The organism is Desulfurococcaceae archaeon MEX13E-LK6-19 (genome assembly GCA_029637525.1).
In the GTDB taxonomy this organism is placed as follows: domain Archaea; phylum Thermoproteota; class Thermoprotei_A; order Sulfolobales; family Desulfurococcaceae; genus MEX13ELK6-19.
The window spans coordinates 495,732-513,682 of sequence record CP072660.1 but is presented as its reverse complement, the minus strand read 5'-3'; the positions used below and the strand labels follow the sequence as shown (position 1 = coordinate 513,682).

Sequence of the window (17,951 nt, the reverse complement as noted above, 5' to 3'; positions counted from 1 at the left end):
TAAATTATTTCTTTTACACAAAGTATATTAAAGTTAATAAACCACCAGAGCACCGAAATAGAATTGAAGAGCCGCCGTAGCTCAGCCCGGGAGAGCGCCCGAGGAAAGAGGGGGTTTCCCCTCTCCGGCGAAGCTGAAGACCGGGTGGTCGCGGGTTCAAGTCCCGCCGGCGGCACCATTTCTACATAATCATAAACTTAATAATCACCATTATAGAAGGCTAGAAGCAGTAATAGTAAATTACTTATCTCAACAATAACATAATAATATCATACTACCAAGGTGGAAGATAACAAGTCCTTTAAGGTGTGATTATGCTACGGCTTCTCATCGTGCCATTAACGAGACCACTTATACTTGATTTTATTGATTTCATAAAAGATGAGGTATCTACTATTTTATCGAAAAGTCTTGGAGAGAATGTAGAAGTACTCATATGGCCTTCTGTTGAAAACCCGCCAATGAAGTGTTTTGATTGGGATAGGCGGCAATACCTTGGTTCATGTATTATCGAGTGGCTACATAGTTTATTCCATGAGTATACTGAGGAATACATTGTAGTCGGGATAGGTTATTTAGATGGATATGAGCCAGGTCTTAACTTTATTTTTGGGGAAGCACTACCTAGTCTTAAGATCTGTATTGTATTTACAAAGAGGTTAAACCCCACCTTTTACAGTTTGAAATATGACTATAATCTATATCTCCAACGAATTGTTAAAGAAGTAATTCATGAACTAGGGCATGTACTAGGGTTGAATCACTGTACTAATAGACGCTGTGTAATGAGCTTTAGTAATACTATATATGATGTAGATGAAAAATCAGCATATTTCTGTGATAAATGTATAGCCAAGATCAAGAGTTATATATCCAGTACAAAATAGGCTCTCCACTCGTTTTCATCCTTAACTATTTTCATTAAATGATAAGTAACAGCTTTAACTTCGACTCGTGGTTCATGCTTCTCTTGATTATATTGTTCTCCTTTGCATAATCCCCTAAGTCTATAGTATATGTCACCATTCTTTTTCTCGATAACTATCTCCTTGACTATTATTTCGGAGAACACGAGATTTTCGGAGTAATATAACGTCAGAAGATCTTCTAGCCAGCGATACAGTAAATTCTCTAGATCAAAACCTTCAGTCTCAATGACTTTTTCGACCAATGGTTCGACTTTACTTGTATCAACCATTGTCTCGAATAGAGCGAGACCAGAGTTCTCAAATAACTCGATTATGTCTTTTCCATAGGCTCTAATATAAACATCTGCAGGATGTTCTAGGTAATCGAATTTACCTGGTAATCCTTTTTCAGCAATTCTCTCCTCAATCTCTCCCATATTTTTCACCAATAAAGAGATAATGATAGAGAACAATATATTCTTAGCTTAATCATAAACTATACTTTGAAGCAATACTAAAAAGAAGGGCAGACGCTACGGTGCAGTATTATTGAGATTAGATGAAAAAGATCTTACCATGGAGACCATTAAAGCATACGATACATTAGCAAAATGTTATAGGAGAAAACCATGGCGAATAATATCTCTTGTAGAAAACCATATACCCGATGATGACATCTATATTGCAGATATTGGTTGTGGGAAAGGTCAGTATATCAAATATTTTTTGTCAAAAAGAAAAAGAATAAGAATCATAGCAATAGATTTGTCGCAGGTTATGGTACAAGAAATGTATAGAGAAATTGATCAAAAGCATCGTGTGCTACCGATAGTTGCTGACGCAATACAACTCCCAATAATGGATAACAAAGTGTACGCTTCCTTATACATAGCTGTAATTCATCATATTTTATCAAGGAACTATAGATACCAAGCATTGAAAGAAGCTTATAGAGTACTCGTAAATAAGGGACTTATTCTTGTAACTGTATGGGCACTAAAACAATTAGCCTTCATTCCATTCATAATAAAGTACTACTTTAAGAAGATTCTTAAAATACTAAAAATAATCAAAAAAGCCGAAAAAATATACTCTAAGGGAAAAACATATAGAAGACATTACTATCTTTTCACACTAAATGAGTTAATTAACGAAATAAAATCAGTTGGATTCATTATCGAAAAGAAGGGCATATTTTATCCTTCGAAAAAACTCCTTAAACCAACCAAAAACTACTACGTACTTGCTAGAAAACCACAATAAAGTAGCAAAAATAGCATACGTAGAAAGATTAATCAAGATCTATTGTACCCCGATAACTATTCCTAATATGACTAATGATGTGCCAATAATTCCTTTCAAGTCTATTTTTTCTTTAGCGATTACGACGCTTAATATGCGTCCTAGAACTGGTGTAAGAGTTGTCGCAAGAACTGTCACAGAGACTCCAACAATATCCACTGCTTTAAGAAACAATGGTATACCTATACCATATCCTAATCCACCAGTCACCAGTGCAACGAGGACTATTCTACGCGACTTAACCCCCTTCTTTATTTCTCTACTAGAGAAAGGTAATAGCACAAGAGATAGTACAATAGCTCTAATAAACCCCAATGATATTGGATCTGCGTAAAATAAGGCATATTTATTCACAACACTCCCTATACCCCATGCAATAGCGGGTATTAGCGCCATTAATAGGTTCCTATAACTTACCTCTAAGTCATTGCCCTCAAGGTATACAAAATATATACCACACAACGCAAGAAAAGAACCAATAACCAAGCCCACGGTTATTTTTTCGCCTAAAAATACTACTGCAAGAGCTTGAGCTACGAAAACATACGTATAACCAATAGTTATAGCTCTTCCTGCTCCTACAGCTCTTATTGATTTAATGTACATTATGTCTCCTATACCCGGCCCTATTAATGCTGATCCAAGAATGAAAAGTAGCCCCATGGGCGTAAATACGACATTAAAACCATAAACAATTACTATAATGACTAGAAAAAGCATTGCCATAAAGGCTCTCATAGCATTTAGGGCTATTGATGAAATTCCGTAACCAAATTTCTTTATTATAGGAGGGTTTAAACTCCATAAAACAGATGCCAGTAACGCTAATACTACTCCATAGAATTGATTTATATACTCCATCACCTTCAACCCAGAAACATAAACTCAAGCCTGCAAGAATATAAGCATACCCTAGGCTTCATTAATTAACTAAGAATGGCATTGTTAATAATATCCGCACTACAATAATCTTACCCTTTAATATACTCTAATTTTTCAAACATATCGTTCTCATCAATACCATATATTACTATAGCTTCATCGTCTTTACCAGCAGCTATAAGTATCTCGTTACCATACTTAGCTAACCCGCATACAAAGATTGTTCCTGGTCTTCGCCCTATATAATCCGTTGGACCCGGCGTGATGATGGGATCTCTAGTCATTGAGAGGAGTTCGCCATCTTTTGAAAGTGTGGCAGCATACGTGTAATATACTCCATGATGGTCAACGCTATGGTATACAAGTAAGAATTCATTACTACTAATCTTCAGTACGGCATTACCCCCAGTTTTATGCTCATCTCTCTGTGGCAACAACTCAGGTATAGGATTAAGCTCTTCAAAACTTACTACTGCACCATCACAGGGTCCAATGAATATCCCTCCCGTATGTAAGGTTCGGAAGAAGGGTCTTACAACTATATATTTCTCATTTAATGGGAACGTGTCTCTATAGTCTCTTAATAGAAACTCGTTTCCTTCTCTATCTCTAAACCTTATAGGCTCCAGTGATACTACACGATTAAGTGATTGGTTTAGTATAGCTTTGAATGTTATCACAGCACCTTTGCCTGAATCAAATCCTCTAACATGATATAACTCTTCAGTATTAGAAACGCTAACCCTTGGATCTTCAACGTTTTCATAAGGTAACAATGGGTATAATAGTGTTCTAGCACTAAGCTTAAGCAATCCCTCAGCTTCACTAATAGGGACATCTGCGTAGACTATAAAAGTATGATCAAAATCTCCACCAACTGATCCAACTCTAGCATATATACGTAAGTCATTCCCTCTAATCATAATGGCTGGATTAGTAGCTACACGAAGAGGAATCTCAATACCTAAAGAGGTAAAGACCCTTAATGAGCTCGGAAGAATGTAGGCTATTAATCTCAGTCCAGTAGGGCTATGACATTTTTTCCTCCTTATAGTCACGCCTTGCCTATGCTTTAGGAACTTCTTAGCAAGTTTTTTACATGCATCATCATTTATTATTGATAAGATAAAATCTATGTAACCACTATAAGTAGCTATATCATCAAGATATCTGAACATAAGTCCAGACTCCATAAACAACGCCCGAGCTTACACCTAGCTTTAAATAGAAGTTGAAGTTGTAGAAATAAAAAATTAAGCAACATTATTCTACCTACTAATCTAATAAGACCTTATAGCGTCAATGATACTAATAAAAATTAATACATAATAAACCCATGAAGCTAGGCATTAATTTGAATCAATGTCTTAATTTCAAAGACTAAACAGTAGGATATTTGGGTAAGGAATTTTATTGGCGCCGGGGGCGGGATTCGAACCCGCGCGGGCGAACGCCCACCGGCTCTCAAGGCCGGCCCCTTAGACCGCTCGGGCACCCCGGCTCTACCATTATCAATATAGTTTTGGATTTAATAATTTTATTTCATGTATGCTGTTAGGATAGTGTACCCTTGTTTCCTCACTATTTCAATTCTTGAATACTTCTTTCTAGCTATTTCTGCGTAATAGTCGCCTCCTTTTGCCAGAACCAGTTGCATGAAACCATTTTCTTTTAGGTGGTTCTTGCCTTCAACAATAATTTTTTCGACCACGTTTTTCCCTGCAGACAATGGTGGGTTAGAGTATATAGCATCGAACATCATTCCTTTAACAGGTTCATATAGATCTCCATGAAGAATTACAACATTGTTTTCGACATTATTGATCTTAGCATTCTGTTTCGCTGTTTTTACTGCCAGAGGATTTATGTCGACCATGTATACTTTTAGTTTTGGATTAATTTTAGCTAAAACAATACCTATGACCCCGTATCCACAACCCATGTCAAGCACAACGCCTTCTTGGGGGATCTTGATGTATTCCAGTAGAAGCTTTGTTCCTTTATCTATTTCTTTCCCTGAAAACAAGCTTGAATAAGTTATGAATTCGAGTGTAAGTCCACGTATGTGTAATGACAACAGGTACTTCTTACCAGGGCTTCCGGGTTTTCTAGAAAAGTAATGGTGACTAATCACCGCTTGTCTTCTTCCCCCGTTTCTTCCAAGTAGCTGGGTATACACCTGGCTTCATGTATACTCTTTTTGTTTTCACTACAATACCTCTATTCATGTTAGCTATTTCTTCAGCGTTATACAATGCTTTGCCTAAAGCAACTAATTCTCCTTTGAGCGTATATATTGCCACGACTGAATCCTTTTTCACATTCTTTGTTAGCCTAACTATACCGGGTACAGCTAAATCTGCGCCATGCGCTATAGCGTCAACAGCTGTGTCTCTAATCACGATTTTCGGGAGATGTGCTGTAGCTACTTCCACAGGTAGTATTATCTTTCTAAGCAACCGCTCATCATTATTGTTCTTCCATAGATAAAGAGCTTCTGAAACCTCCTGCATCTTTACTAGACTAGAGTCTTCTTTGAATGGTCCTGTTCTTGTCCTCCTCAGTTCCCTCATATGAGCGCCTACGCCAAGGAGTATCCCTATATCGTGGGCTAGTTTACGCATATACGTTCCAGCTTCACACCCTACTCTCATCAATGCATACTTACCATTGTATTCAATTAATTCAATATAGTAGATTGTCCTCGTTCTAATGGTTCTTTTAACACTAGATCTAAGTGGAGGTCTCTGATAGATCTTGCCTATGAATTCCTTCAATACATTTCGCAATTTTTCCTCTGAAACGCTTGAGTGCAGTTGAACAACCATAACATACTCCTTCGTTGTATGAACAACGTTACCAATAACTTTCGTAGCATTCTCAAGAGCTACTGGTAGAACCCCGGTAACCTTAGGGTTTCCCCGCCCGCCTCCAATCATTGGAAGGCGGGCTCGAGGGTCCCTCCGTGCCCCGCTTTTCTGAGCCCGAACATCTTCTTTATCCAGGCAACAACTTCATGGCTTGTAGGTCCGGGTGGTTTATCTAGGTTTATGACACCATTAGTTATAAGCTCCTCAATTGGCCTCTTGTAAGGTAGAACTCCATAATTGGGGTCGGTTTCTTCTTCACGCAATACTATCCATTCAGGTTTTTCTCCAACATATCTGATTAATTTTTCAAGAAACAAGATGCCCTCTCGTGAACTCAAGATCCATTATCCCTCATAACATCATCTTGTTGTTACTGGGTAAAATAATTTCTAGCTAAATTAGTTAATAAAGTGATTCAATTTCTATAAAAGGCCTTGATCCAGTAATTTGGGATTCTAGACTATAGATAACTTGGGTTTCACTTTTTCTTTCATAAATTCCTCTAATCCCGCTGCTTTAATTGCTTCTAGCACTTCTTCATCGCTTGCACCTTTCTTTATGTTGACCACTTTATCCAAGGGCTCGATGTGCTTTATATTAACTCTCCTCCTTTTTACACCAGTTAATTCCTTAGGACCTGTTATGAGAACGAAATTGTCGTCAATTATATCAACTATTACACACTTCCTTCCAGCTTCACGTCCAGCTAGTTTAACACATATTCTACCTACTTCTATGGCAGGCATACTAGACACCCCTTTCATCTACTGTCAGCGTTAGGTAAACAGTACTCTAATGCTTTAAAATTTTCTCTATACACTCCATTATAACTCTAAAGGTTTCGTTGGGACCTAAATTCTCCGTGTTTACAACAATATCAAATATCCTGTAGTCAGTTGGATCTATTCCATAGTATTCTATGAACCTCTTGTACTGCATGTACTCTCTTACAATAGTCTCCTTTAATGCTTCTATAACACTCTTGTTATCTCTTAGCGCAATTCTCTTAACACGTACTTTTAATGGCGCTGTCACAAGAATTTTTATGTCTGCAACATCTTTTACAATCCAAGCTGTCAGATGCCCATCAAGCACAACATTACCCTTAATAGCTTCTTCATAACTCTTTCTATCAATCTCTATATCAATACTAGGATCCCTAGCCGCTAGTATACTCAATTCTTCGAGTGACATACCCCTTTCTTTAGCTATAGCGCGAAATATTGAGCCCGCAGAATGGTATCTTAATCCAAGTTTTTCGGCAATCATTTTTGCTTGTGTAGTTTTCCCACTACCAGGCGGGCCACTAACAACAATTACAACCAAAGACGAACACCTAACTTAGTTTAAATAGAAAACTATACCAACATTAAAGAATTCTGGCACAAAACTTAGGCTGTTTACGTGGTTCTAATCGCTTCTTTCAACAATCTTGCTAGACACCTATGACACAAATATCCACCATATGGTCTCTCAGGCCTCTTCATTGTTTTTGCCATATTTCTTAACTCAACAGGTCTGGCGCGTGGTACACCATTTAATGGTTTACCGCAAATAGCACACTTGGCAATACCTGGTTTTCTGTACTCGTAGTGAATTACTGTTCTCCCACCTGGTGTTCGCCTATACACTTTCCTGTACGAATGTGTCCTCAATCCAGGCCTAGGCATATCTTCACAACCTCCCTTATCTTACTTGAATCTCATAGGTTGCGTGAGGCTTTATCTAAGCTATTTTATCGACATAGCAAAGACTACTATAAATTTTATTCACATACATCTCAATGCATGATAGACAAGTATTTCTGGTTTATTAATTACCTGAATTTTATTATACGTGCAAACAAATACGATGGAGTCATGAAGGCTAGGAATCCTATTACTATTACGTGAGTGTAGTATTCATCATTTATTTTTTGAGAAAACAAGGGTATTGCAAAGGGTATTTTCTTGAAGCCTGCTATTCCAGGATACAAGTAGTATATTAGTGAAGTACATAACATGTACATTGATGTAAAAAGCACAACACCTATTATGAAAAGAGTTGTCAGTCTTCTTCTAACTCTCTTCAGCTCGCTTCTAATTTTTCTTATACGTCTGAGACTCCTCTTGTCCTTAACCTCACCTACTTCTCTTACAGCCAGTTCTCTATACGCTCTTATGGCCTCGGCGAAAAACTCCTTCTTAGAGATCAAATAAGTAACATATGTTGTTACCAGAGAAAAGATTATCCCTATACTGATTACTATTACTAAATCCATTTCAATAGTCTACCCTTTCTACTTCTCTCCAATGAGCCTCTTTAGTGCAGGATATGCTTCAAGGCTTCTCTCGTATGCTATCATCATGTAGTACTGCTGGACTATACCTACAGCCAACAGTATACCAGTACCTGTTCCATAGGCACCAAGAAGATCAGCCGTCACAGCAATTGCTGCAACAATTATCGAGCTAAGTATTGTAAGAGGTGTTATATATTTAGCAAGTATTCTCTCGAGTATCTTCGGATTCCTACGTATACCCGGGATTTCCAGCCCTGAGCTTATTAGCTGCTCTGCTTGGGAGGCTGCGTTTAATCCTGAAACCTCAACCCACATGAGACCTAAGATCACTGCTAAACCAATAACACTAACTGCATAGACTACTGCTTTTATAGGGTCATATAGTGTTGTTAAGAGACTTCCTGGTGGTGATAAGTAGTAAGCAATACCTCCTATGAGTCTACCGTTCTCATCATACTTGGCTAGTATATCTGCTACCCAGCTCGGACCCATGTATGTTCTTGTCAAAGTAGCGAATACAAGTATGTCTGAGTACAGGATACCAACTAGTAGAACCGGTATGTTTGTTACATAGAGGAATTTCAGAGGCACACGTGTCTTTATGCTTCTTAGTCTCGCTGAAGTAACTGGTATCTCTACTTTCATGCCCTGTAGATATATCAGTATGAATATTATCACTAATGTAACAACTAAGCCTATTAAGTCTCCGCGGCCACTAGGTCTCATTATTATGCTTCCTAGGTTGCCTGTTGACAAAGCAACAACAAGGTATGGTATGAAACCAACTGGTTCATCACCTATTGTAATGGGGCTTAATAGCTTCCAAAGTAAACGCTGCGATACGCCTGCAAGAATGAATAGACTGACACCGCTTCCTAGACCCCATCCTTTTTGTATCATCTCGTCCAAGAGTATCACGAAATATGTTGCTAGAAACAGCTGGATAGCCACTAGAGCTCTCTGGTATACAGATGCGACACAGCCAGTAAACGGGTTGCCGGTGAAACTCCAGTATCTACAGGCAGCTGCATACATCACTGACTCGAATAGGGCTAGGAGTAGCGCGAAGGTCTTTTGTGCTGCTGTAAACTTCTTACGGTCCTCGGGGTTAGACAAGTCAATATCTATGAGTTTAGCTCCTGCAAGAATCTGCATTATAAGACCGGCTGTTACAATGGGTCCTATACCAAGTTCCATTAATGTACCTCTATTCGAGGCAAATATTATTTCTACCATGAGCAAATTAGGGCCTTGTCCAGCTGTAGCTATTCCGTATAATGGCGTGTTAGCCATTACAATATATGCTACTAGAGCAAGAGCTGTCCAGAAGAGACGCTCATAGAGTCCTGGTTTTTGAGCTGGTTTCTCGACAGTGGGTATATAGTTGGCAATTTTCGCCATAGCATCCAAGAGACCCATTGGCTAGCTCCCCACAGCCACTGATGCCTAATAGAGTCCTACAGAGTAAGGATTATATATTTTGCTAAGAAGCTGAATGCTATATTAATTTTCGATAAAAACGGAAACCCTACCCAAGTTGGTATTAGTCTAGATAAAACAAGATTACCTTATCACTCGCTTTCAGATAAAACTACTACTTCACCACCAGCTTCTTCTATTTTCTTACGAGCACTTTCAGTTATAGCTGGTGTTATTACTTTCAACGGTCTTGTTACACGTCCTCTACCAAGCACCTTGTTGAAGCCTAGTTTCGTTACATCAATCACTATTTTACCGTTCTCTTTTTCTGCAATACCTTTAGACTCGAGTTCATAAGCTATCTCGTCGAGAACACCTACATTGATACCGTTTATTTCAGCCACTATTGCTGGAGGCTGAGTAAATCCATGTTTACCAAACCAGTTTGGCGCATATTTCACTGTCCAGCTCCACTTATGTTTGTGGAAACCAACTAAACCGAAGCCTCCTCTGCTACCAGATTTCCTGTGCTGGCCTATTCTACCCCATCCCATTGTACGTGTTCTGCCACGAAGTTTCCTTGATTTCTTCCTCCTCCTGACGACCATAACTCATCACCTTAGAGCATTTTCTTTATCAATTCATTTATTGCTTGTCCTCTATACCCTAACTCGCCACCATCATTAAAAGGCTTCTTTATACTACCTTTAAATCCTCCCCTAGGAGGATGTAGTCTAAAGACAGGTTTCACAAACTTTAGCTTATGATACTTTACTTCGCCTTTGAGAAGAGCGTCGGCTAGTCCCTCTATCCCACCTTTGATTGCTAGTTTTTTCTCTACAAACTCATCTGTCAATGGTTTATCGCCTATGATTCTACCTCGTTTACGTAGAAGCTCGATTAATGTCTCTCTATCAATCTCTCCCCATGTTGCCCAGTCTTTTATTTTTTGTAGCATTCCCTGTATACCGGGTAAGTCTGATGGATATAACACAGCATGATATTTCTTGTGAAGCCTCAATAATTTCAATGTATACTCTATATCAGGAGGTACGTCAACTCTTCCCCTAATCCTTATTATGGCATATAAAGGCATTTCCGGCACACCTTCACCCATAGTATTTACTTCCTCCAATCATAGGGTGTAACGAACTTATAGGTGTTCCTCAGAGCATCAAGTACAGCCATCGCGAAGTTGTAGGTTGTTCTAGTCTCTCCATAGGTCTCAGTCCAAACATCCTTGATACCGGCCATTCTAAGAACTTTCTTAGCAACATCACCAGCAACTAGACCCGTGCCAAGAGGAGCTGGCTTAAGAATAACTCTAACACTACCGGCTTTCCCTTGAATAGTAAATGGGACACTGTGTGGTCTACCGCAACCACACTCCCAGCTTCCACAACCTCTCCTCACTGGCGTTATATTCAGTTTAGCATTTCTAATCGCTTTCTGTAAAGCAACCAAGTATTGCCTCGCTTTCCCAGAACCTACACCAACAAATCCATCTCCATTACCAACAACTACGACAACCCTGAACTTAGAAACCCTACCAGCGTCAGTCACTTTCTGGACAATAGATACATCTAGTCTCTCATACTTCAAATCGGGAAGAAGGTAATCAACAATTTCGGGCTCGAGAAGCGGGAGATTTCTATCAAATATCTCCTTGAGACTCGTTATCTTTCCTTCCTTCACCATACGTCCAACACGTGTCCTAGGAACCCATTCCTCGATAGCAGCTCTATCTACAGCACTCATACTCATTCTCCTTCACCCCCTTTCTCCAGAACATCTTTATAGTCGTTTATAATCTTGTTTTTAACTTCCTCGAAATGCTCAGGAATATTCTCTGGATCAAAACCTCTCTGTAAATAGAGAGAAAATCTTTTCTCAAACAGTTCGGGGGATTCTTCCTTGAGTTTCTTAGCCCAAAGAGCTATGTGGACACCACGAATTCTATCCTCTGAAGGTACAACTTCGTCTGAAACCGGTACCTTTAACCCAACATCATTAGCTGCTTTTATTGCAGCAAATACTTTCGCGCCTTTCGTCGGGGCATGCAAACCTATATCGGGAACTGCATAAGTTACACCAGCTTTTTTCGCTCGCAAAGCCGCAAGCAATCCTGTCAAGTATGCTGCAGGAGTATTACCTAAACCAGCCTTCCACCCATACTTCTTCACAAGCTCCCTGCTATGTGCAGCCGCTATCGTTATATCGCCTTGAGGCGCTGCTTTAATTACCTGTACTATTACATGCTTTAACGTCTTCCTTACAACGAATCTCAAGTGGCCTGAAAGTATCATTCTGTATCTCTTATAGTAATTGGTTTTTCCTTCACGCCGCCTTCTTCTAGGTACCTTGTATGTTGGCCCCCTAGCCATTTACTTCACCTTACCTCTTTTAGGATCTCGTGTTCTTTGAGATAGTGTTTAAGGCTTGCCAGACTCTTGAAAACGCCTCCTTTAGCTAACCTGTAGAGTCTCCTATAAGTTCTCCTATCAATCATGTTATGGTCTCTTAGGTAACGCAGGAATCGTCTTATCTTCCTAATCCTGTTCATCCAATCCTCTTTCCTATCATGACGGGCAGTAGCGTCTCCCTTCCTGCGTCCATGGCCTCTTCTACGTCCCTTCTTCCTTTGTTCATGACGTACTTTCCATCTTGCCCTTGAGTTGCCATGAATAGGTTTTACCTTTATCACACCATCGTGTATAAGCCTTTTGATGTCTTCCCGTGTAATAGCCTCGGCAACATCATCAATTCTCTCGGGGTCAATCCATATTCTCGATACACCCACACCCAGGATTTCTGCGGCTAATCTTTTCTGGGTTGTCAAGTCGGGCATGTTACTCACCTCCTTATGGGATTAGCCAGTTTGAATCCACGCTCTCTTGCTGCTGTTTCTATTTCAATTCTCTTCTTCAAACCAACAGTGGAGGCAATATATATTATATGCTTATTCGGATCAAGATCATTGAGTTGGCTAACACTATTAACTACAACAGGCTCTAATCCAGTTGGATGAAGCCCCCTTACTTCAGCTGGTCCCCGATAACCTATCTCAACCATCGGCGGGTATCCTTTCAGCTTAAGCCTCATTTTATTATCATTACCTTTAGGTTTCCTCCACTTTGGATCATTTGCAAATTTTGGTTTCTTCCACCATAAATGCCTATAGAAATCAGGTTTCTTTGACTTAAGTTTCCTTCTCAACTCAAGTAAACGAGATAATCTGCCTGATTCACTCATTCTTCTTCACCCCAATCATAAATATATATTCCATCAGCGAATATCCTACGGTCTTTATCTTTGACTTTTGTAGCAAGCTCTATATTGGCAGCAGTTTGTCCAACATGCTCTATATCAATACCTTCAACAATAACATCTTCTCCTTCAACACGTACCTTCACATCATCACCAATAATCTTTGCTATTCTGTCGGCTTTTTCACCCAGGAAGTTCTTAATCCTAACAATTTTGTTCGCTTCGTCAACCTCTACAGATATTGGGAAGTGTGAGAATATTATCTTGAGCTTGTATCTGAAACCTTTGGTAACTCCTTTAATCATGTTCCTTATATGTGCTGCTATTGTTCCAACAAGCGCTTTTTCTCTTCGCGACGCAAAATAGGCCTCTACAATAACTTCATTATTTTCTTTACGTAACAAAATACCTCGTGCATGCGAAAAATCTCTTTCGAGAACACCCTTGGGTCCACTAACCTTAACCTTCATACCATTAATATCGACTGTCACGCCCTCTGGTATCTCTACAGTCTCAACAACATGTACTGCCTTAGCCATTGTATTCACCTCTTTAGTACACGTATGCCAATAGTATCCCGCCAGTTCTCTTTGCAAGAGCTTCTCTATGCGACATGACGCCATAGGGTGTTGATATTATTAGAATCCCTATATCTCTTGAAGGCAAATATCTTCTAAGCCAGTGGGGCATTTTCTCTAGATCGACATATTTTACTGGCAATCTAGGTTTAATGACACCGGTTTTATTGATCCTGCCAAGTAGCTGGACCTTAATTTTGCCCCAACGACCATCATCTATGTATTCAAATTCTCCAATGTAACCTTCTCTTTGCATAACCCTAAGTACGTTTATTATCAGCTTGGATGCAGGCCAAATCAGGGCTTCCGGTTTCGCCCTCATTTCAGCATTCCATATGGTCGCCAACGCATTAGCGAGCGTGTCCAGCATGACCATCTTTGTCTCACCCTACTCTCTGTCCTAGGGCATGGGAATAGGAAAACCTAGTTATATTTCTTAAAGCCTAGAGCCGGGGCTAACTCACGAAAACACTGTCTACACAAATAGAGACCATATTTCTGGATTACCGCGTCTCGGGAACCACATCTAATACATTTTCTCGATCCTTTCCCGAACTTGTGTTTTTTAGGTGGTCTATACTTGCCCATAAGCATACGCCTCCTAATCTATTTCTACACCGAATTCTTTATTCAAATAAACCATTGCTTCTTCCTTTGTAACCCTATGCCTACGTGGAATACTACGTTTTCTACATCTTCTTCTACGGAGAACTCTGAATCCAGGTCTCTCGAACGTGATAGCTATATCCATACCGAATATACCTACTTCAGGATCATACTTCATTCCAGGTATCATTATATGCTCTTTTATACCAAAAGATACGTTGCCAAACTCATCAAAACTTGATGCCTTAAGCCTGTATCCTACAGCTTCAAATGCTTTTCTAAGGAATTCTATTGCTTTCTCTTTTCTAAGCGTTACAATTGCAGCTATATTCTCTCCTTTTCTAATACCGAAATCTTTTATTGTCCTTTTTGCTCTACGTGGCACAGGTTTCTGTCCAGTAAGTTCCTCAAGAACCATTATTGCTTTGGGTAATCTTTCTGTTGCTGCTCCAACACTAATATTGACTGTAACCTTGGCTATCCTAGGTTTAAGCATTGGTTGCTTATTCCATTTTTCTATGATCTCATCAACGTTACTCACGTAGTCATGTAGCGGCATTACCATGCACCCTCAGGGAGTTTAATTAAGGGTTCTTCAACACCTATAGGGAATACGTAATCGAGGCTTGTCTGGAACTTATTACCATTCTTGTCTTCAAGCGTAACTATACTTCTAAATCTCCTTATACCCTTCTTTATGGAGACTATTCTGCCTACACGACCAACGTTACGTCCTCCTGCAATTATTGCTATCACACCTTCTTTCAATGGTACATAATCGAGAATCTCCTGGTTTGGTATAGCTAGTTTTACTGTACCAAGAGTATCATACACGTCTTCAACAGGATTTGTAGGGTCAGCAACACGTATAAGATGGTTCCTTCCATCATGTAGGTTTAACTGTATATGTCCTCCTTTCACTGTGGTCTTGTTCTCAATACGACAGAGCTTGAACGTAGCTTCTTCTTTCTCTATAGGCAATAACCTCATGACCTTAACTGGTACTGGAACCATTCTATATGTCTCTCCTGTATCTACAACCTCGAGTACATCCATAAGACCGACTGGGTACTTGTAGTTCTTCCTGACTCTCCCATCAACTTTAAAGTGTCCTTCAGCAATAAGCCTTCTTGCTTCTCTAGCTGTCTTGGCATACTTCAGTATGTCTCTTACGATAATAAGTAAGGGTATCGAGCGGCTTATTGGGTGAGGGCCTGGGGATGGTTTTACTGCCCATTTGTATTCTTTTCTAAGTATAGGCCAGAATCTTGGTGCCGCTAGTGCTTTTAAATGCCTTTTTCCACCCATTCTAGCCATTGCTATCACCTATTACTTACTCTCTTTTTCTTCAGCTTCCTCCCTACTACTCTGTGCTTTTTCACCTTCACTTAATTCCTCTTTTATAGTCTTTTTCCTCCTTTCTATAATGTCTCTTCTCCTTGGATCACTTAAGTCAAGCTTTACAATCATTACCTTGGATGGATGAATAGGGTAGTAAACAGGTGTACCGTCAGCCTTCTTAATCTGTGCCCCTTCAACGTAGATCCTTATACGCTTGAGGTCTACTTCTACAACCTTGCCTTCATGACCGGCAAAATCTCCTCTCATAATTCTTACTACATCTCCTTTTCTTACAGGCAGTCGTTTTACACCATATTTTTCCCTAAGCTCAGGCGATAGAGGAGCGTTAAAGAATTTATGCCTTATGTGGAGTGGTGCATTAAAGAATGCTTTTCTCTGTTTACTCGGTTTTGATGAAGTAGTTAATACCATTCTATTCCACCTCCTAAATTCAAACAATTATTGTCGCAATACTCGCAATCTGAGGCCATCTCTCAGCAGCTTCTTTAGCTATCGGTCCACGTATCTCACTACCTTTTGGAGTTCCTTCTGGAGTAACTATGACAACTGCGTTGTCTTCAAAGGAAACCCATGTACCATCTGGTCTTCTATAAGGTCTTTTTTGCCTCACAATAACGGCTTTGAAGATCTGTTTTCTCATCTCAGGTGTACCTTTCTTAACAGTAACTACAACAAGATCTCCTACGCCAGCTGGCGGTATTCTCCTTAGTCTACCCTTATACCCCGGTACACCAATAATCATAACTTCTTTTGCTCCACTATTATCAGCAACAGTAACATAAGAACCTACTTGAAGCCCTGTATTGATTCTTCTCCTAGCTATAGCTGGTTTTCCACGTCCTTTCTTGGGCATCACCTACCACCTTCACTACTTTTCCTTTCAACAACACCAAGGACTACAAAAGCAACTGTTTTAGCTAAAGGCCTGGTCTCACCAATAATGACGACATCTCCTTCTTTAGCATTTATACAAGGGGGATTATGTGCATGTATTTTCTTGTGACGTTTCTCATATCTCTTATACTTCTTCACATAATGCAGGTAATCATGCCTAACGACAACAGTTCTCTGCATCTTGGCGCTAACAACAACACCTGTCAGTATAGTCCCACGTACTTTAATATGACCATGCCATGGACACTTAGGGTCATTACACTCTTTTTCCGGTGGCTTAATTCCCGGTATACCAATATTCCTTGTAGCCATGACTCATTCCTCTCATCTACTATTTTTTCACTATATTCTTCAACCTATCCTCCGGTCTACCTAAAATCTGATACCCCCTTATAACTACTTTCTCACCTGTTGGAAGCTGTATCTCGTAAACACCATGTTCCTTTAAAACTCTTTTCCTCTTCCCTTCAATAGTCTGTATGAGAAGAGTCTTTTGAGTCTCGTCAACTATAATGCCTCTAACGCAAACTAAAGAAGGATCTGTATGTTCGAGTACATGTATATTTAATCCTATTAATTCATGATAAAATATGTTCTTTCTCGTATGTTTCAAAAATACTACCCATAACGGGAATTATACTAAAGTAGTTAATAAACCGCAGCCAGCGTCTTTGGGTTATTTTTCACGTTTCTTCTGTTTCTCTTTTTCTTTAGCTAGTTCTTCTTCTCTCATTATTGTCAGTATTCTAGCTATATCTCTTCTAATGTTTCTTATTCTTGCCGTATTAGTTAGTGTCCCCACTCGTGACTGCATTCTAAGTTTTAGTAGTTCTAGTCTAAGTTCATTTAGTTTCTTAATACGTTCTTCTGGAGGCATCTTCCTTATATCATCAGGCTTCACTTTGCCCAACCTCCTCCTTCTTTTCTACAGGAGTTTCAACTGGTTGAGGACGAAGTTCTTCAAGTTCTTCCGGTTTAAGCTCACGTATTGCAACATAATCTGACGGGCGTAGACCTGGTTTTACGATAATAACTTCTACTCCATAAACACCTCTCTTCAGTAGAGCTTTGGCAACAGCTCTATCAACAATGTACTCGACATGATCACCAGCTTTATAAATTCTTCCTGCCTTAAGTTTCTCATAACGAGCTCTTTCGGATCTAAGTTTACCGCTTATAACTATTTCTGCTCCCACAGCACCAGCCGCCATTATCCTTCTCAACATGGCTAAAGCAATTCTACGATAAGGTATCTCTTTCTCTAGCGCCCTAACTATTCTGAAAGCTACAATACGAGCATTTAGATCAGGGTCAGGTACGGGGGATACAGTAATGTTCGGGTTCTCTAAGTTAAATCTGCGCTGTATAATCTGCGATAACTTTCTGATAACGCTTCCTCCTCTACCAATTATTCTCCCAGGATACTCGGCATATATTATGACACGATACCCCGTTGGGGTCTTGTATAAATCGAGACCTGCATAGCCAGCTGTATAGAAGTAGTTTGCTAAAAACTCGTCAAGCATTGCTTTCTTTAGATTATATTCCAAGAAGTATCTCTTTATTCTCGGGCCAGTCATTT

The 17,951-nt window shown here is 39.6% G+C and carries 28 protein-coding genes, 2 tRNA genes and 1 pseudogene; 3 read left to right on the top strand and 28 right to left on the bottom strand.

Annotated features, from left to right (window positions below; genetic code table 11):
* Positions 1 to 70: 70 nt before the first annotated feature.
* Positions 71 to 178: transfer RNA gene (locus J4526_02905), tRNA-Phe, on the top strand.
* Positions 179 to 314: 136 nt separating this feature from the next.
* On the top strand, positions 315 to 887 hold the full coding sequence (locus J4526_02900; protein WFO75827.1) for an archaemetzincin family Zn-dependent metalloprotease: 573 nt from the start codon (positions 315 to 317) through the stop codon (positions 885 to 887).
* On the opposite strand, the gene J4526_02895 is transcribed toward J4526_02900, so the two are convergent.
* Entirely contained in the window at positions 866 to 1,345 is a 480-nt protein-coding gene (locus tag J4526_02895) for an archease (protein ID WFO75826.1), read from the bottom strand. The genes J4526_02900 and J4526_02895 overlap by 22 nt on opposite strands.
* 112 nt (positions 1,346 to 1,457) lie before the next feature.
* On the opposite strand from J4526_02895, the gene J4526_02890 reads away from it, so the two are divergent.
* Positions 1,458 to 2,171 (top strand): class I SAM-dependent methyltransferase, encoded by a 714-nt coding sequence (locus tag J4526_02890; GenBank protein ID WFO75825.1) that lies wholly within the window; start codon positions 1,458 to 1,460, stop codon positions 2,169 to 2,171.
* A gap of 39 nt (positions 2,172 to 2,210) precedes the next feature.
* Here J4526_02890 and J4526_02885 read toward each other — a convergent pair whose 3' ends face one another.
* The 27 genes and pseudogenes from J4526_02885 to J4526_02755 form a co-directional block, all read right to left on the bottom strand.
* The gene (locus J4526_02885; GenBank protein WFO75824.1) at positions 2,211 to 3,071 is read right to left on the bottom strand and encodes a DMT family transporter; all 861 of its coding nucleotides are present in this window, start codon (positions 3,069 to 3,071) and stop codon (positions 2,211 to 2,213) included.
* 110 nt (positions 3,072 to 3,181) lie between these two features.
* Complete coding sequence (locus tag J4526_02880; protein ID WFO75823.1) at positions 3,182 to 4,285, bottom strand: hypothetical protein; 1,104 nt, start codon at positions 4,283 to 4,285, stop codon at positions 3,182 to 3,184.
* Between the two features lie 221 nt (positions 4,286 to 4,506).
* Positions 4,507 to 4,593, bottom strand: a tRNA-Ser gene (locus J4526_02875).
* 36 nt (positions 4,594 to 4,629) lie between these two features.
* Positions 4,630 to 5,223: a class I SAM-dependent methyltransferase gene (locus tag J4526_02870; protein WFO76298.1), complete on the bottom strand. Its 594-nt coding sequence runs from the start codon at positions 5,221 to 5,223 to the stop codon at positions 4,630 to 4,632.
* Positions 5,219 to 6,300 (bottom strand): annotated as a pseudogene (locus J4526_02865) (RNA-guided pseudouridylation complex pseudouridine synthase subunit Cbf5). Before J4526_02865 ends, J4526_02870 begins: the two are co-directional and overlap by 5 nt.
* Before the next feature lie 117 nt (positions 6,301 to 6,417).
* On the bottom strand, positions 6,418 to 6,708 hold the full coding sequence (locus J4526_02860; GenBank protein ID WFO75822.1) for a 50S ribosomal protein L14e: 291 nt from the start codon (positions 6,706 to 6,708) through the stop codon (positions 6,418 to 6,420).
* Between the two features lie 46 nt (positions 6,709 to 6,754).
* Entirely contained in the window at positions 6,755 to 7,288 is a 534-nt protein-coding gene (locus tag J4526_02855; GenBank protein ID WFO75821.1) for an AAA family ATPase, read from the bottom strand.
* 74 nt (positions 7,289 to 7,362) lie between these two features.
* The gene (locus J4526_02850; protein WFO75820.1) at positions 7,363 to 7,632 is read right to left on the bottom strand and encodes a 50S ribosomal protein L34e; all 270 of its coding nucleotides are present in this window, start codon (positions 7,630 to 7,632) and stop codon (positions 7,363 to 7,365) included.
* 146 nt (positions 7,633 to 7,778) lie between these two features.
* The gene (locus J4526_02845) at positions 7,779 to 8,222 is read right to left on the bottom strand and encodes a hypothetical protein (GenBank protein WFO75819.1); all 444 of its coding nucleotides are present in this window, start codon (positions 8,220 to 8,222) and stop codon (positions 7,779 to 7,781) included.
* A gap of 18 nt (positions 8,223 to 8,240) precedes the next feature.
* Positions 8,241 to 9,662 carry a preprotein translocase subunit SecY gene (secY, locus tag J4526_02840; protein WFO75818.1) on the bottom strand — a complete coding sequence of 474 codons (1,422 nt, stop codon included), beginning with the start codon at positions 9,660 to 9,662 and terminating at the stop codon, positions 8,241 to 8,243.
* Between the two features lie 152 nt (positions 9,663 to 9,814).
* A complete protein-coding gene (locus tag J4526_02835; GenBank protein ID WFO75817.1) occupies positions 9,815 to 10,270 on the bottom strand; it encodes an uL15 family ribosomal protein in 456 nt (151 codons plus the stop codon).
* A gap of 11 nt (positions 10,271 to 10,281) precedes the next feature.
* Positions 10,282 to 10,758: a 50S ribosomal protein L30 gene (locus tag J4526_02830; GenBank protein ID WFO75816.1), complete on the bottom strand. Its 477-nt coding sequence runs from the start codon at positions 10,756 to 10,758 to the stop codon at positions 10,282 to 10,284.
* A gap of 26 nt (positions 10,759 to 10,784) precedes the next feature.
* Positions 10,785 to 11,426 carry a 30S ribosomal protein S5 gene (locus tag J4526_02825; GenBank protein WFO75815.1) on the bottom strand — a complete coding sequence of 214 codons (642 nt, stop codon included), beginning with the start codon at positions 11,424 to 11,426 and terminating at the stop codon, positions 10,785 to 10,787.
* Positions 11,423 to 12,046 (bottom strand): 50S ribosomal protein L18, encoded by a 624-nt coding sequence (locus tag J4526_02820; GenBank protein ID WFO75814.1) that lies wholly within the window; start codon positions 12,044 to 12,046, stop codon positions 11,423 to 11,425. Before J4526_02820 ends, J4526_02825 begins: the two co-directional genes overlap by 4 nt.
* 5 nt (positions 12,047 to 12,051) lie before the next feature.
* A complete protein-coding gene (locus tag J4526_02815) occupies positions 12,052 to 12,510 on the bottom strand; it encodes a 50S ribosomal protein L19e (protein ID WFO75813.1) in 459 nt (152 codons plus the stop codon).
* A 5-nt stretch (positions 12,511 to 12,515) separates the two neighbouring features.
* Positions 12,516 to 12,914: a 50S ribosomal protein L32e gene (locus J4526_02810; protein ID WFO75812.1), complete on the bottom strand. Its 399-nt coding sequence runs from the start codon at positions 12,912 to 12,914 to the stop codon at positions 12,516 to 12,518.
* Positions 12,911 to 13,468: a 50S ribosomal protein L6 gene (locus tag J4526_02805; protein ID WFO75811.1), complete on the bottom strand. Its 558-nt coding sequence runs from the start codon at positions 13,466 to 13,468 to the stop codon at positions 12,911 to 12,913. The genes J4526_02810 and J4526_02805 overlap by 4 nt, the downstream gene beginning before the upstream one ends.
* A gap of 13 nt (positions 13,469 to 13,481) precedes the next feature.
* Entirely contained in the window at positions 13,482 to 13,883 is a 402-nt protein-coding gene (locus J4526_02800) for a 30S ribosomal protein S8 (protein WFO75810.1), read from the bottom strand.
* Between the two features lie 47 nt (positions 13,884 to 13,930).
* Positions 13,931 to 14,095 carry a 30S ribosomal protein S14 gene (locus tag J4526_02795; GenBank protein ID WFO75809.1) on the bottom strand — a complete coding sequence of 55 codons (165 nt, stop codon included), beginning with the start codon at positions 14,093 to 14,095 and terminating at the stop codon, positions 13,931 to 13,933.
* Positions 14,096 to 14,108: 13 nt separating this feature from the next.
* Positions 14,109 to 14,678 carry a 50S ribosomal protein L5 gene (locus J4526_02790; GenBank protein ID WFO75808.1) on the bottom strand — a complete coding sequence of 190 codons (570 nt, stop codon included), beginning with the start codon at positions 14,676 to 14,678 and terminating at the stop codon, positions 14,109 to 14,111.
* On the bottom strand, positions 14,672 to 15,430 hold the full coding sequence (locus J4526_02785; protein ID WFO75807.1) for a 30S ribosomal protein S4e: 759 nt from the start codon (positions 15,428 to 15,430) through the stop codon (positions 14,672 to 14,674). Before J4526_02785 ends, J4526_02790 begins: the two co-directional genes overlap by 7 nt.
* Positions 15,431 to 15,442: 12 nt before the next feature.
* Positions 15,443 to 15,886 (bottom strand): 50S ribosomal protein L24, encoded by a 444-nt coding sequence (locus J4526_02780; protein ID WFO75806.1) that lies wholly within the window; start codon positions 15,884 to 15,886, stop codon positions 15,443 to 15,445.
* A gap of 19 nt (positions 15,887 to 15,905) precedes the next feature.
* The gene (locus J4526_02775) at positions 15,906 to 16,328 is read right to left on the bottom strand and encodes a 50S ribosomal protein L14 (GenBank protein ID WFO75805.1); all 423 of its coding nucleotides are present in this window, start codon (positions 16,326 to 16,328) and stop codon (positions 15,906 to 15,908) included.
* Positions 16,328 to 16,681 carry a 30S ribosomal protein S17 gene (locus J4526_02770; protein ID WFO75804.1) on the bottom strand — a complete coding sequence of 118 codons (354 nt, stop codon included), beginning with the start codon at positions 16,679 to 16,681 and terminating at the stop codon, positions 16,328 to 16,330. Before J4526_02770 ends, J4526_02775 begins: the two co-directional genes overlap by 1 nt.
* Before the next feature lie 19 nt (positions 16,682 to 16,700).
* Complete coding sequence (locus J4526_02765) at positions 16,701 to 16,982, bottom strand: ribonuclease P protein subunit (protein ID WFO75803.1); 282 nt, start codon at positions 16,980 to 16,982, stop codon at positions 16,701 to 16,703.
* Between the two features lie 63 nt (positions 16,983 to 17,045).
* Positions 17,046 to 17,270, bottom strand: a complete 225-nt coding sequence (gene rpmC, locus J4526_02760) for a 50S ribosomal protein L29 (GenBank protein WFO75802.1) — start codon at positions 17,268 to 17,270, stop codon at positions 17,046 to 17,048.
* A complete protein-coding gene (locus tag J4526_02755; GenBank protein WFO75801.1) occupies positions 17,260 to 17,949 on the bottom strand; it encodes a 30S ribosomal protein S3 in 690 nt (229 codons plus the stop codon). The genes rpmC and J4526_02755 overlap by 11 nt, the downstream gene beginning before the upstream one ends.
* Between the last annotated feature and the right edge of the window lie 2 nt (positions 17,950 to 17,951).